Source organism: Bradyrhizobium sp. WSM1253, from assembly GCF_000244935.1.
Classification (GTDB): Bacteria; Pseudomonadota; Alphaproteobacteria; order Rhizobiales; family Xanthobacteraceae; genus Bradyrhizobium; species Bradyrhizobium canariense.
In genome coordinates this window covers 788,401-801,396 of record NZ_JH600073.1, presented here as the reverse complement: position 1 = coordinate 801,396, position 12,996 = coordinate 788,401, and the positions used below count along the sequence as shown (strand labels likewise).

The window sequence follows — 12,996 nt, the reverse complement described above, 5'->3', positions numbered from 1 at the left end:
CTTGTTCGGTTGTCGAGAGATGGTGGGCACGGCGCTTTCGCGCCTTTGCCCACCCTACGGCACCTATGCTCTTACTTCTTCACCAGCGGGCACTCGCTGTCCTTGAGCGGCTTGGCCGCATCTTCCGCCGGGATGGTCGCGATCAGTTTGTAGTAATCCCACGGTCCCTTGGATTCTTCCGGCTTCTTCACCTCGAACAGGAAGGCGGGAATGATCCGGCGTCCGTCCTCGCGCAGCGGGCCCTTGCCGAACAGCGGATCGTCGGTCGGGATCTCCTTCATCTTGGCGACAACTTTGGCGCCGTCGTGCGGATTGCCGCCGAGGGCGTCCATCGCCTTCAGAAGATGCAGCACGGCCGCGTAATTGCCGGCCTGCGTCATCGAGGGCATCGCCTTGTTGGCGACCTTGTCCTGGAAGCGCTTCGAGAAGGCGCGCGTGCCTTCGTTGAGGTCCCAGTAGAAGGATTCGGTGAAGGTCAGGCCGTGCGCGGTCTTCAGGCCGAGCGAGTGGACGTCGTTGATGAACAGCAACAGCGCCGCGAGCTTCTGGCCGCCTTCGACGATGCCGAACTCGGCCGCCTGCTTGATCGAGTTGGTGGTGTCGCCGCCGGCATTGGCGAGACCGACGATCTTCGCCTTCGAATTCTGCGCCTGCAGCAGGAAGGAGGAGAAATCCGACGTGTTGAGCGGATGCTTGACGCCGCCGAGCACCTTGCCGCCGTTCGCGGTGACGACCGCGCTGGTGTCACGCTCGAGCGCAGCACCGAAGGCGTAGTCGGCGGTCAGGAAGAACCAGCTGTCGCCGCCGGCCTTTGTCAGCGCCTTGCCGGTACCGTTGGCGAGCATGTAGGTGTCGTAAGTATAGGAAATGGTGTTGGCGTTGCAGGCCTTGCCGGTGAGGTCGGCACTGGCGCCGCCATTGTTGAGCAGGACCGCGTTCTTTTCCTTGACGACGTTGCTGACGGCCAGCGCCACGCCGGAGTTCGGGGTGTCGGCGATCACATCGACCTTCTGGGTGTCGATCCACTGCCGCGCGATGTTGACGCCGACGTCCGGCTTGTTCTGGTGGTCGCCGCTGATCACATCGATCTTCCAGCCCTTGGCGCGAAGGCCGGAATCTTCCACCGCCATGTTGACCGCCGCCACGGCGCCGGGGCCGCCGATGTCGGCATAGAGGCTGGACATGTCGTTGAGCACGCCGATCGTGACGGATTTTTCCTGGGCGAAGGCGGATGTGGCAAAACCGAAGGCGGCACAGGCCAGAAGAGCCGCGGAGCGGCGCGCGAACGTCGTCGTCATAAAAGCTTTCCTCCATTGTCAAACATGCGGACGGCTCTCTTGGGGAGCCTTGTTCCGGCTGATGGCTCTACCGTGTCCCAAGGGCGTCGGCAATGCGCCTAAAGCCGGATGACGCCGCGTCCCCAGCGTCATCCGTCCGTTAATTTTTGGGCAAAATGCGTTGAGGCGCTATTTGAGCGCGTCCGATGTCAGCCTGAATTTCTGGATCCGTTTTCCGGTGTCGACCTCGGCGGTATAGACGTTACCCTTGGGGTCGATCGCCATGGCATGCACCCAGTGGAATTGTCCGGCATTGCGGCCGTTGTGCCCGAAGCTGCCGACCACGCTGCCGTCCTCGCGCCTGATCACCCTGATCTCGTTGTTCTCGCCGTCCGCGCTGAGCAGCCAGGTCTGCTTCGGATCGGGCCAGATCGCGATGTCCCACACCGCGCCGTTGCCGAGCGTGTTCTTCTCGAAGAAGAACTCCTTTACGAAGGTGCCGTCCGTCTTGAAGACCTGGATGCGGTTGTTGATGCGGTCGCAGACGTAGACGAGCCCGTCATTGGCGAGCTTCACGCAGTGGACGGGATTGCCGAACTGCTGGGACACCGGCGCCTTGGGATCGTACGCCGCCTGCTTGGTGTCATCAGGCTTGTTGCCGTAGGCGCCCCAGTGCCGCTTGTAGGCGAGGGTCGTTGCGTCGAACACGATGACGCGGCGGTTGCCGTAGCCGTCGGCGACGTAGATTTCGTTGGCGGCCTTGTCGATCGCGGTCTCGGCGGGTTTGCCGAGCTGTGTCGTGTCGTTGCTGCCGAGGCTCGGCGCGATCTTGCCGATCTGGGCGACGAACTTGCCGTCGAGCGTGAATTTCAGGATCGCGTTGTCGTTGTCGGCATTGCCGCCGACCCAGACGAAGCCGCGCTCGTCGACCTCGATGCCGTGCTCGCGGCCGACCCATTCATAGCCTTCGCCCGCGCCGCCCCACGATCGCAGCAGATTGCCGTCGCTGTCGAATTCGAGCACCGGCGGCGCCGACACGCAGCATTTCGAACGCGGCGGAGTGAGGCTCGCGCCTTTCTCGTCGTCGGTGAGGGAGCGGGGGCGATGGATCACCCAGATGTGGCCTTGCCAGTCGACGGTGATGCCGCCGACCTGACCGAGGATCCAGTTGTTCGGCAACGGCTTTGGCCAGGAAGCATCGACCGCGAAGGTCGGGACGTCGCCGGCGGTTGCCGCGCCCGGAAGCGCAAACGCGACGGCCGCGATCAGGACAGAGAGGACGCGAGAGACATTTGCGAGCGCACGCTTAAAGCTTGCGCGATTCCGCCATGGCGTCATGGCAACCTCCCTTTATTGGCCTGCAGCTTGCTGCCGCTTGAGCGCGGGCAGTCAATCGCGGGGAGGCCGTCAAGTCAATCAGGCCGGCGAGCGGAAGCTCATCAGGCTGCGGGTCTTGTAGTCGTAGAACTTGCCGGTTTCGGTCCAGTCCGGCGCGCACATCGGCACGATGAATTCGGCGACCTGCTCGGCTGTATCGAGCGTCGCCGGATCTTCGCCCGGCATCAGCGTCGCGCGCATGCGGGTGCGGACGGGGCCCGGATTGAACAAATTGACGCGCAGTTTCGTATTCGCGGTCTCCTGTGCCCAGGCGCGCGCCAGCGTTTCCAGCGCCGCCTTGGACGCCGCGTAGGGACTGACATAGGCGGTGGCCTTGTTGGCCGCGCCCGAGGTGATGAACACCGCGCGGCCGGCGTCGGACTGCTTGAGCAGCGGCTCCATGCAGCGGATCAGCTGGAAGTTCGCGGAGACGTTGACCGCCATCACGTCGGTGAAGGCCTTCAGCTCGATATGGCCGATCGGCGAGGAGGGGCCGAGCACGCCGGCATTGCCGACGAGGATGTCGAGCTTGCCGTAGCGTTCGTGCAGGCCGGCGCCGAGCCGCGCGATGCCGTCGGAATCGGTGAGGTTGAGCGGCACCAGCGTTGCGCTGCCGCCGTCCTTGCGGATCTCGTCGTCGAGCTCTTCCAGCCCGCCCTGCGTGCGCGCGACCGCAACGATATGCGCGCCGGCCCTGGCCAGCGCTTTTGCCGTGGCGAAGCCGATGCCGCGCGAGGCGCCGGTGACGAGAGCGATGCGGTTGGCGAGGGGATTTGTCATCGAACAGCTTGATCCAACGTCGTCCCGGCGCAGGCCGGGACCCGTACGCCGTGACGTTTATGGCTAGGGAAGATGATTGTCACACCTTCTTCGAACCAGAGAGGCTTGTGGTAATGGGTCCTGGCTCCCGTGCGCAATTGCGCACTAGGCCAGGACGACGGCCTAGCTCGCCTCCGCCAGCAGCGACAATTGCCGCGGCTGCTGCTCGGTCTGGGTCTGGTCGGTGAGGTGGGTCGGATAGGCCCCGGTGAAGCAATGATCCGAGAATTTCGGATTGGCGGGGTCGCGGCCGGGCTCGCCCATCGCGCGGTACATGCCGTCGATCGACAGGAAGGCGAGCGAATCGGCGCCGATGATCTCGCGCATCTCTTCCAGCGAATGTGTCGCCGCAAGAAGACCACCACGGTCCGGCAGGTCGATTCCGTAATAGTCGGGATAGAGGATCGGCGGCGAGGCGAGGCGGAAATGCACTTCCTTGGCGCCGGCATCGCGCATCATGCGCACGATCTTCTTCGAGGTGGTACCGCGCACCAGTGAATCGTCGATCAGGATGATGCGCTTGCCTTCGATCGCGGCGCGGTTGGCCGAATGCTTCATGCGCACGCCGGATTCGCGGATCGCCTGCGTCGGCTGAATGAAGGTGCGGCCGACATAATGGTTGCGGATGATGCCGAGTTCGAACGGCACGCCCGAAAGCTGGCTGTAGCCGACTGCCGCGGGGACGCCGGAATCTGGCACCGGCACCACCACGTCGACCGGCACGTGGCTCTCGCGCGCAAGCTGCGCACCGAAGGCCTTGCGCACCTCGTAGACCGAGCGGCCGTGGACGATGGAATCCGGACGGGAGAAGTAAATGTACTCGAAGATGCAGGGACGCGGCGCGATCGGCGGGAACGGCTTGTGAATGTCCTGCCCGTTCTCGTCGAACACGATCACCTCGCCGGGCTCGATGTCGCGGACGAAGCGCGCGCCGATGATGTCGAGGGCGCAGGTCTCGGAGGTCAGGATCGGGCAACCATCGAGCTCGCCGAGCACCAGCGGACGGATGCCGCGCGGATCGCGTGCGCCGACCAGCTTCTTGTTGGTCAGCGACACCAGCGCATAGGCGCCCTCGATCTCGCGCAGGGCGTCGATATAGCGCTCGATGAAGCGGCTGCGCCTGGAGCGCGCGACCAAATGCAGGATCACCTCGGTGTCGGTGGTCGACTGCATCATCGCGCCGTTCTTCACGAGCTCGCGGCGCAGCGTCAGGCCGTTGGTGAGGTTGCCGTTGTGAGCGACCGCAAGGCCGCCGGCATTCAATTCGGCGAACAGCGGCTGCACGTTGCGCAGGATGGTCGCGCCGGTGGTGGAATAGCGGACATGGCCGACGGCCATTGTGCCGGGCAGGCGGTCGATCACCTCGCGGCGGGAGAAGGTGTCGCCGACGAGGCCGAGGCGGCGTTCGGAATGAAAGCGGCCGCCGTCATAGGAGACGATGCCAGCGGCTTCCTGACCGCGGTGCTGAAGGGCGTGGAGGCCGAGCGCCGTGATGGCCGCGGCATCGGGATGGCCGTAGATGCCGAAGACGCCGCATTCCTCGCGCAGCGTATCCCCCTCCAGATCGTCTTGAAGTTCCAGCGCGGCCGGGCCGAGATCAAGTAGGGCGTCCTGGTCAGGATTTCGCATCTCGTCCGAGCCTCTCGTTAGGGCTTATCAACGCGCCGCGGGTTTCTCGATCAGCTTTTTAAGGCTGTCACGAGCCGGTTTGCTGTATCCGTCGCCACTGCCCGAAGGCTGCTGCTCGGAATCAGTTTGCTCTTCATCTGGTTTGTTTTTCTTGAATCTCTTCAAGATGGTGTTCTCGGGGTCGTCAGGCAAGAGGGCCATCAGCCAATCGCCGGTTCCCTGCAGCACCACGCGGGATTTGGCCCCCGTGACCCAATCCGGGCGCTGCTTGTCCGGCACCAGCCAAGTGAAGAACAGGAAGGCGACCACGACGATCAAAAGCCCGCGCGCCAGCCCGAACAGAAAGCCGAGGGTGCGGTCCAGCGCGCCGATGCGCGAATCCAGGATCATGTCGGAGATCCGGACCGTGATCACGGAGACCACGACCAGGGTGCCCACGAACACGCCGGCGACCACGACCACGCTCGCGACGGTATCGTTGTTGAAATAGGTCTTTGCGGTCGGCAGTAGTTTCGAGAATGAATAAAGCGTGACAATCGCCGCCGTGCCCCAGGCCGCGATCGACAGGATTTCGCGCATGAAGCCGCGAACCATGGCGAGCAGGCCCGAAATCAGCATCACACCGAGCAGGATCAGGTCGAGGATGGTTACTGGCATCGGCTGGTCTGGTCCGCTCGTACTTCAAGGTGCTCAGCGAATCGGTGTTTGGCCGCCCGCCCTACGTGAGGGCCAGACGACGTTCCCGGCAAGGCCGCAACCACGCAATCCCATGCTGCTTTTGTGACGGCTGTATAGCGGCGAGGGCGGGGCACGTCACCACCGGCTAACCCTCTCCGCGGCGGAATCTTGCCGGTGTGGCATTTTTCTCTGCCGGAGCGCTCGAGTCGCCCCGCCGGGAGCCGCGTGCGGCGATCTCGGCGACCAATGTCGTCAGGCTGTTGATCGCGTTCAGCGACAGGCCGGCATCGCCGGCGGCTTCGCCCCGGGCCGATTCGGGCAGCACGGCACGCTGGAAGCCGAGTTTTGCCGCTTCTTTCAGCCGGGCCGGGGTCTGCGCCACCGGGCGCACCACGCCTGAGAGCGAGATCTCGCCGAAATAGACCGCATCGGTGGGTAACTGCGCATTAACCAGGGAGGACACCAGCGCCGCCGCGGCGGCCAGATCAGCCGCGGGCTCGTGGATGCGCAGGCCGCCCGCGACGTTCAGATAGACGTCGTGGCCGGACAGCTTGACCCCGCAATGGGCCTCCAGCACCGCCAGCACCATCGACAGCCGGCTCGGATCCCAGCCGACCACGGCCCGGCGCGGGGTGCCGAGCGAGGTCGGCGCCACCAGCGCCTGCAATTCGACCAGAACGGGCCTTGTGCCCTCGATGCCCGCGAAGACTGCGGTGCCGGGCGTGCCGAGATCGCGCTCCGACAGAAACAGCTCGGAGGGATTGGTGACTTCGCGCAGGCCAAGCCCGGTCATCTCGAACACGCCGATCTCGTCGGTCGGTCCGAAACGGTTCTTCACGGCACGCAGGATGCGGAATTGCTGCGAGCCTTCGCCCTCGAACGACAGCACCGCATCGACCATGTGCTCGACCACACGGGGGCCGGCGATCTGGCCGTCCTTGGTGACATGACCGACCAGGATGATGGCCGCGCCCGTCCTTTTGGCAAATCGAATCAGCGCCTGTGCCGAGGCGCGCACCTGCGTCACCGTGCCGGGCGCCGATTCCACCGTGTCTGTCCACATGGTCTGGATCGAATCGATCACGATCAGCCGGGGCACCGCGCCCTCGGACAGCGTCGAGACGATGTCCTCGACAGACGTCTCGGCGGCGAGCTGCACCGGCGCATCCGACAGTCCGAGCCGTTCGGCGCGCAGCCTAACCTGCGCGACCGCCTCTTCGCCGGAGATGTAGACGACGCGGTGTCCGGCGCGCGCCAGCAGGCTTGTGGCCTGCGTCAGCAGCGTCGACTTGCCGATGCCGGGATCGCCGCCGACCAGAAGCACCGAGCCGCGGACGAAGCCGCCCCCGGTCACGCGATCGAGCTCCGTCATGCCTGAGGACAGACGCGGGGCGTCCTGGGTTTTTCCGGACAGGCTCTCCAGCGCGAACGTCCGCCCCTTGCGCTTGGAGCGGATCGACACCGGCACGCTGCCGGTCGTGTCCTCCTCCGCGAGCGTATTCCACTCGCCGCAGGACTCGCACTTGCCCTGCCAGCGGTTATAGGCCGCGCCGCAGTTCTGGCAGACGAAGGAAAGCGTATTCTTGGCCATGAGGACAGCGAGCCCGGGGACAGCGAGTCGAGGGTTTCAGGTTTGCTGATTAGCACGGAATGACGGGTCAAGAGAGTGAGTCCGGGCGCACCCCGAATATCGCAATTCGGTACGCCGGATACACTCCTTGTTAGCTCTATGCCGTCGCCCCAGGCCGGACTTTGCCAAATGTTAGCGACCCGGGTCCAGTTTCGGAACCGATACGGGATGGCGAAACGAATGACGGGATTTTTGCGGATATTGCTCGCTTTGGGCATGGCCTGCGGCATTGTTATGCCGCCTGACGGCGTTGTTGCGGCCGATGCGAGGCGTCTCAACGTCGTCTTCGTCAACCCGGGCAAGACCGGCGAGGTCTATTGGGACATGGTTTCGCAGACCATGCAGGCCGCCGGCCGCAAGCTCGGCGCGCATGTCGAGGTGCTGACCAGCGAGCGCAATTACCGCACCATGCAGGAGCTCGGGTTCGGCGTGGTGGCACGCAGCGACAAGCCCGACTTTCTCATTCTCTCGAACGAGGAATCCGCCGCTGTCCCGATCATGGAGGCGGCCGAGGCCGCTGGGATCAGGACGCTGCTGCTCTCGAACACGCTGATCGGTGACGATGCGGCGCGTCTTGGACCGCCGCGTCAAAAGCTCAAGACCTGGCTCGGCGACATCACGACGGATCTTCAGACTGCGGGCGCGCGGATGGCCAATGCCCTGATCGACGCGGCGCGTGCCGAGAAATGGCAGAGCCCGGACGGCAAGATCCACATTCTCGGCGTCGGTGGCGACGAGATCACGCCGGCCTCGATCGCCCGCAACGCGGGTCTCAAGCTCGCGGTGGACGCCGCGCCCGACGTCGTGGTCGATCGGATGCTGTTCGCCAACTGGACGCAGTCGGAGGCCGAGCATGTCACCACGAATTATCTGAGCTGGGCCGCGCGCAAGGAGATCCGGCCTGCGGGCATATGGGCCGGAAACGATCCGATGGCGCTCGGAGCGCTTCGCGCGGTGGTCGCTGCCGGCTTCACGCCCGGGCGGAACATCCAATTGGTCGGCCTCAACTGGTCGGAGGATGCGCTGCGCGAGATCAAAGCGGGCCGCTTGCTTCTGACCGACGGCGGGCATTTCCTGCTCGGCGGCTGGTCGGTCGTTCTGTTGCGCGATTACGCCGACGGCTGCGATTTCGCGGCCGTATCACCCCGCGTCGAGGTCAAGACGTCCGCGATCACGCGCGACAACCTCGCTGCGGTCGGCGACCTCATCACCACGCGCGCCTTCGACCGGATCGATTTCGCGCGTTTCAGGGCCAAAGCAGGGCACTGCGGCCAATACGACTTCTCCGTCGATGCGCTCATCTCGTCGCTGACGCCTCTGGAAGGCGCTGCCGACTGATGCGAAACGGTGACGACATGACCGATCCGGATCGCAAGCAGCAGGCGGCGCCGCCGCGCTTGCGGTCGGTCGTCCGCGCGATGATCTGGGCCACCGTCCCTGTTCTGCTGCTGGTGCAATTGCTCGCCTCCGCTGGCGTCGAGGCCTCGAGCTTCTGGTCGCAGATCAGGCAGCTCGACGCCCGCATTGCCCGCGTCGCCGAGAGTCGCGCCGAGCTGATCGCCGAACCGCTCTGGAAGATGCGTTACGACCAGGTCACGAGCGTGCTCAACGAGATCATGCACGACGAGAGCATCGCCGCGGCGGCCGTTTACGATGATACCGGTATCGCGATCGCCCGCGTGATGGCGCGTCCGGCGGGGCAGGCGGCCGCGGAGGTCTCGCGTCCGATCAACTACAGCAACGGCAACATGGCGGTGCAGGCCGGCCGCATCGCGATCGTATATTCGCATGCGGCGCTCTACGCGGACGCGGGCAGCCGGCTGGTGCTGCTGCTGGTCGTCGGCCTGTTGGCAACGTTTGCGACCCTGATCGCCATGCGGATCTCCGCCAACCTCTTCATTGGCAGGCCGCTGGCGGCAATGATGTCCGCGATCCAGCGCAGCAAGCAGGACGGCCGCGCCTATCCGGCGGAAGTCAAATCCTCGAACGAATTCGGTCAGCTGGCGCATGCCTTCAATGCCATGCAGCACACGACGTCGGGTGCGCTCGACCGGCTTGGGCACATGGCCGCGCACGATCCGCTCACGGGGCTGCCCAATCGCCGCTCGCTCTCCGAGCACCTCGTGACCCTGAGCCACGATGCCGGCTCGCCGGACGCGCTGATCGCGCTCTGCTTCATCGATCTCGACGACTTCAAGGGCATCAACGACACCTTTGGCCATGACTCCGGCGACAAGTTCCTGGTGCACATTTCCGAGCGCCTTCGTGGTGCGGTCGAACCGCAAGATTGGGTGGCGCGGCTCGGCGGCGATGAATTCGTCGTCATTCGACCCGAGGTCAGCAACGAGGAGAGCGCGCAGCGGTTTGCACGCCAATTGTTGGATGCGATTTCCGAGCCGATCCGGCTTCATGACAAGCGAGTGGTGCCGCGTGCCAGCATCGGTCTTGCCGTGCGTCGCGCCGGAGATCCCGAGCTTTCGCACCTGCCGGCGCTCGCCGACATCGCGCTCTACCATGCCAAGAGCAGGGCGCCCGGCACGGTTGCCGTGCTCGACGAAGCGCTTCAGCGCGACTATCGCCGCCGGCGGGACCTCGAACTTGCCATTCCCACAGGCTTCGACGAGGGGCAGTTCGAGGTCTGGTATCAAAGCCAGGTCGATCTCGAAAGCCACGACATCGTCGGCCTGGAAGCGCTGATCCGCTGGCGCCATCCGGAACATGGCGTGATCGGTCCGGGCGAATTCCTGCCGCTGATCGAGCGCAGCGGCAACAATGCGCGGCTGACGCGCTACGTGCTCACCGACGCCTGCCGCGCCCTGCAAGCTCTGGCTGCGGCCGGCAGGTCGCGTATCCGGATCGCAATCAATCTGCCGCCGTCCGAGCTCGCCGACCATTCGTTCGCCGCCGAGCTGCGCGCGACCTGTGCGCGCTTCGACGTGCCGGCCTCGTTGCTGGAGCTCGAGATCACCGAGGGATCGCTGATCAACAACATGGCCAGCGCATCCGAGACGCTGCACCGGCTGCGGCGCCTCGGCGCCACCATCGCGCTCGACGATTTCGGCACCGGCTACAGCTCACTCGCCCATCTCAGGCGGTTTCCGCTGGACAAGGTCAAGATCGACAAAGCCTTCATCAACGAGATCCCTGACAGCGCGGAAGACAAGGCGATTGTTGGCGTGATCGCATCGCTCGCCGGTACGCTGGGCCTCACTTTGGTGGCCGAAGGCATCGAGCGCGCCGAGCAGGCCCAGGCGATGCGCGAGATGGGCGTGAGGTTCGGGCAGGGCTTTCTCTATCATCGGCCACAGCCACTCGAGGCCGTGTTGCTATGGCTCGAAGGACGGCCGGTCCACCACAGCCGCGTCATCGAGGACAGTCCGTCGATCGCACCCGAATTTGCCGTCTGAGCACAGCGCGGTTACGGCTGCGCTGCATTCCACAGCATGGAGAGGCCCGCCGCGATCATGATCGCGTCCATCACGACGCGGAACATCTCCGGCTTCAGGCGCAGCACGAAGCGTTTGGCGATGAAGGCGCCCGCCATCAACGAAGATCCAGCGACCAGGCCTTTGACGAACACCTCGCCGGTCAGCGCGCCGAACCGTTCGAAGGTCACGGATTTCGCGACATAGAGCCCGAGCGAAGAAGCCGCTTCGGTGGCGAGGAAAGCGCCCCGGGACAAGCCGTAGAACAGGAATAGCGGGACGCTGAGCGGGCCGGTGGAGACGACGATGCCGGTGAGATAGCCGATGACGGCTCCGCCGATCGCCAGATGCCAGAGATTGGCCTTGAGATCGTGCCGTGCCAGCCAGTGCCGGACCGGCACCATCGCGATCAGGAAGACGCCGATGGCGAGATCGACGGCGTGCGAGGGCAGGGCCAGCAATGTCCGCGCGCCGAGCACGGCGGCCGGAATGCCTGTCACCGAATAAGCCGCGCAGGCCCGCCAGTCGACCTCGCGCCACCAGGCCAGGATTCGAGAGAGATTGGCCATGACGGCGGCCACCGCCATGATCGGCACCGCCTCCTTTGGCCCGTAGGCATATACCAGCACCGGCATCAGCATGATCGACGAGCCCGTGCCGACGATGCCGGAGATGGTGCCTGCGAAGAGGCCGACGACGAGGACGAAGAGAAAAGCCAAAACGGTCTCCACGAATCGGGAGAGTTTAGCCGCGGCCAGCGGCGCGGGCGATCCGCGAGGCGAGGGAACCCTATCTGCCGAGCGAAAGCCCGGCGTTAACCATCGCCGACGGTTCCAGTCTGAGCAAAATCGCTTCGAAGTTTCTTAAATCTTACTGGGTACCTCTCGTGAGCATAGTGACCTTGGGGGACGAGTATGGGTAAGCGGGCCAAGCGCGGAAAGGCGGAGACGTTCGCAATCCCGATGGCCGCGAGAGTTGCAATTGGCGCCGTGGCCGTTGGTGCGTTGGGGTACGGTTTGCTGTCTCGACCGACGAACGTGCAACCGACACGAAAGCCGTCCGCGCACGAGGCCCAAGCGTCGTCGACTCCGGTTTACGTCGCAACGCCCGTTCATGCATCATCGTCACCTCCCGCTCCGGCTTCGGCTCCACCTCCGGCCCCGGCGCCTCTGGTCGAACCGCCCAAAGCTGCCGACGTTCCTGGAGCATTTGTTCGGCAGGTGGTTGACTACGCCAGCCGCCAGAGCCCGGGCACCGTGATCATCGATACCAAGAACACATTCCTCTATTTCGTTCTGAACGACGCGCAGGCACTGCGCTACGGCATCGGTGTTGGCCGCGAAGGTTTCACATGGTCCGGTGAGCAGATTGTGGCTCGTAAGGCAGAATGGCCGGATTGGCATCCGCCTGTTGAGATGGTCTCGCGTCAGCCTTATCTGCCGCGGTTCATGGCAGGCGGTCCCGGCAACCCGCTTGGCGCTCGGGCGATGTATCTGGGCGACACGGAATATCGAATTCACGGCACCAACAAGCCCGATACGATCGGGAAGCGGGTCTCGTCCGGCTGTATCCGGCTGACCAATGAGGACGTCGTTGACCTCTATGATCGCGTGAAAGTCGGCGCGAAAGTGATCGTGCTTCCGACAACCGTTGCCCGCCGACCACCCCAGGGAGCGCCGGGCGACGCCGCTTTCCGATTACCGGACCCGGCATCGCCGTCGAACCGGCCCTCAGCAACTCACGCGCAGATGCCGTCATCTGGACCGAGGATCGCCGAGGCCCAGTAACTCCTCCTCCGTCCTCATCCTGCAGCGGAGGACTAGGAGGCAACTCAAGTCGCCTACGAGGTCATCCGATCCGAAGCTTGTGCTAGGCACAAACAATTTACGGCTTGTAGGGCGGAGGACAGACCACCACCTCGCCAGGAGAACCTCTCCGGCACGGCTCAGTCACCCTGATTGCGGTATGAGTATAAGCGTAGCTCAATGCTGCGCCGGTTAGAGCCGCACCAAGGATTGCAATTTGCCATCGCAATTTCATGGCTTCGACTTCCCAAAAGGCGCATCGACGGGCTGCCCTTTCATATCAAACGAAGCCCTGTTGACGCGAAGGAGACGTTTCGGACATCAATCCATAGCTATTTTGGAAGGACCAAACCTTC

The 12,996-nt window shown here is 64.4% G+C and carries 10 protein-coding genes; 3 read left to right on the top strand and 7 right to left on the bottom strand.

Annotation, left to right across the window (positions count from 1 at the left end):
- Positions 1 to 71: 71 nt before the first annotated feature.
- From BRA1253DRAFT_RS05725 to radA, 6 genes are all read right to left on the bottom strand, one after another.
- A complete protein-coding gene (locus tag BRA1253DRAFT_RS05725) occupies positions 72 to 1,298 on the bottom strand; it encodes an ABC transporter substrate-binding protein (RefSeq protein WP_007592063.1) in 1,227 nt (408 codons plus the stop codon).
- Between the two features lie 168 nt (positions 1,299 to 1,466).
- The gene (locus BRA1253DRAFT_RS05720) at positions 1,467 to 2,615 is read right to left on the bottom strand and encodes a hypothetical protein (protein WP_007592061.1); all 1,149 of its coding nucleotides are present in this window, start codon (positions 2,613 to 2,615) and stop codon (positions 1,467 to 1,469) included.
- Positions 2,616 to 2,693: 78 nt separating this feature from the next.
- The gene (locus BRA1253DRAFT_RS05715; RefSeq protein ID WP_007592059.1) at positions 2,694 to 3,434 is read right to left on the bottom strand and encodes an SDR family NAD(P)-dependent oxidoreductase; all 741 of its coding nucleotides are present in this window, start codon (positions 3,432 to 3,434) and stop codon (positions 2,694 to 2,696) included.
- A 162-nt stretch (positions 3,435 to 3,596) separates the two neighbouring features.
- On the bottom strand, positions 3,597 to 5,102 hold the full coding sequence (gene purF, locus BRA1253DRAFT_RS05710) for an amidophosphoribosyltransferase (protein WP_007592056.1): 1,506 nt from the start codon (positions 5,100 to 5,102) through the stop codon (positions 3,597 to 3,599).
- 27 nt (positions 5,103 to 5,129) lie between these two features.
- The gene (locus tag BRA1253DRAFT_RS05705; RefSeq protein WP_007592055.1) at positions 5,130 to 5,759 is read right to left on the bottom strand and encodes a CvpA family protein; all 630 of its coding nucleotides are present in this window, start codon (positions 5,757 to 5,759) and stop codon (positions 5,130 to 5,132) included.
- Positions 5,760 to 5,925: 166 nt separating this feature from the next.
- Positions 5,926 to 7,371: a DNA repair protein RadA gene (gene radA / locus BRA1253DRAFT_RS05700; RefSeq protein WP_007592053.1), complete on the bottom strand. Its 1,446-nt coding sequence runs from the start codon at positions 7,369 to 7,371 to the stop codon at positions 5,926 to 5,928.
- A 219-nt stretch (positions 7,372 to 7,590) separates the two neighbouring features.
- On the opposite strand from radA, the gene BRA1253DRAFT_RS05695 reads away from it, so the two are divergent.
- Both BRA1253DRAFT_RS05695 and BRA1253DRAFT_RS05690 read left to right on the top strand, forming a co-directional pair.
- Complete coding sequence (locus BRA1253DRAFT_RS05695) at positions 7,591 to 8,748, top strand: ABC transporter substrate-binding protein (RefSeq protein WP_035992832.1); 1,158 nt, start codon at positions 7,591 to 7,593, stop codon at positions 8,746 to 8,748.
- A complete protein-coding gene (locus BRA1253DRAFT_RS05690) occupies positions 8,748 to 10,817 on the top strand; it encodes a bifunctional diguanylate cyclase/phosphodiesterase (RefSeq protein ID WP_007592049.1) in 2,070 nt (689 codons plus the stop codon). Before BRA1253DRAFT_RS05695 ends, BRA1253DRAFT_RS05690 begins: the two co-directional genes overlap by 1 nt.
- Positions 10,818 to 10,828: 11 nt before the next feature.
- On the opposite strand, the gene BRA1253DRAFT_RS05685 is transcribed toward BRA1253DRAFT_RS05690, so the two are convergent.
- Entirely contained in the window at positions 10,829 to 11,554 is a 726-nt protein-coding gene (locus BRA1253DRAFT_RS05685; RefSeq protein ID WP_007592047.1) for a sulfite exporter TauE/SafE family protein, read from the bottom strand.
- Between the two features lie 195 nt (positions 11,555 to 11,749).
- On the opposite strand from BRA1253DRAFT_RS05685, the gene BRA1253DRAFT_RS05680 reads away from it, so the two are divergent.
- Entirely contained in the window at positions 11,750 to 12,622 is an 873-nt protein-coding gene (locus BRA1253DRAFT_RS05680; RefSeq protein WP_007592045.1) for a L,D-transpeptidase, read from the top strand.
- Positions 12,623 to 12,996 lie beyond the last annotated feature (374 nt).

Bases quoted from the DNA above. Each gene is read 5' to 3' on its own strand.
- BRA1253DRAFT_RS05725 (WP_007592063.1), bottom strand. From the start codon at position 1,298: ATGACGACGACGTTCGCGCGCCGCTCCGCGGCTCTTCTGGCCTGTGCC.
- BRA1253DRAFT_RS05720 (WP_007592061.1), bottom strand. From the start codon at position 2,615: ATGACGCCATGGCGGAATCGCGCAAGCTTTAAGCGTGCGCTCGCAAAT.
- BRA1253DRAFT_RS05715 (WP_007592059.1), bottom strand. From the start codon at position 3,434: ATGACAAATCCCCTCGCCAACCGCATCGCTCTCGTCACCGGCGCCTCG.
- purF (WP_007592056.1), bottom strand. From the start codon at position 5,102: ATGCGAAATCCTGACCAGGACGCCCTACTTGATCTCGGCCCGGCCGCG.
- BRA1253DRAFT_RS05705 (WP_007592055.1), bottom strand. From the start codon at position 5,759: ATGCCAGTAACCATCCTCGACCTGATCCTGCTCGGTGTGATGCTGATT.
- radA (WP_007592053.1), bottom strand. From the start codon at position 7,371: ATGGCCAAGAATACGCTTTCCTTCGTCTGCCAGAACTGCGGCGCGGCC.
- BRA1253DRAFT_RS05695 (WP_035992832.1), top strand. From the start codon at position 7,591: ATGACGGGATTTTTGCGGATATTGCTCGCTTTGGGCATGGCCTGCGGC.
- BRA1253DRAFT_RS05690 (WP_007592049.1), top strand. From the start codon at position 8,748: ATGCGAAACGGTGACGACATGACCGATCCGGATCGCAAGCAGCAGGCG.
- BRA1253DRAFT_RS05680 (WP_007592045.1), top strand. From the start codon at position 11,750: ATGGGTAAGCGGGCCAAGCGCGGAAAGGCGGAGACGTTCGCAATCCCG.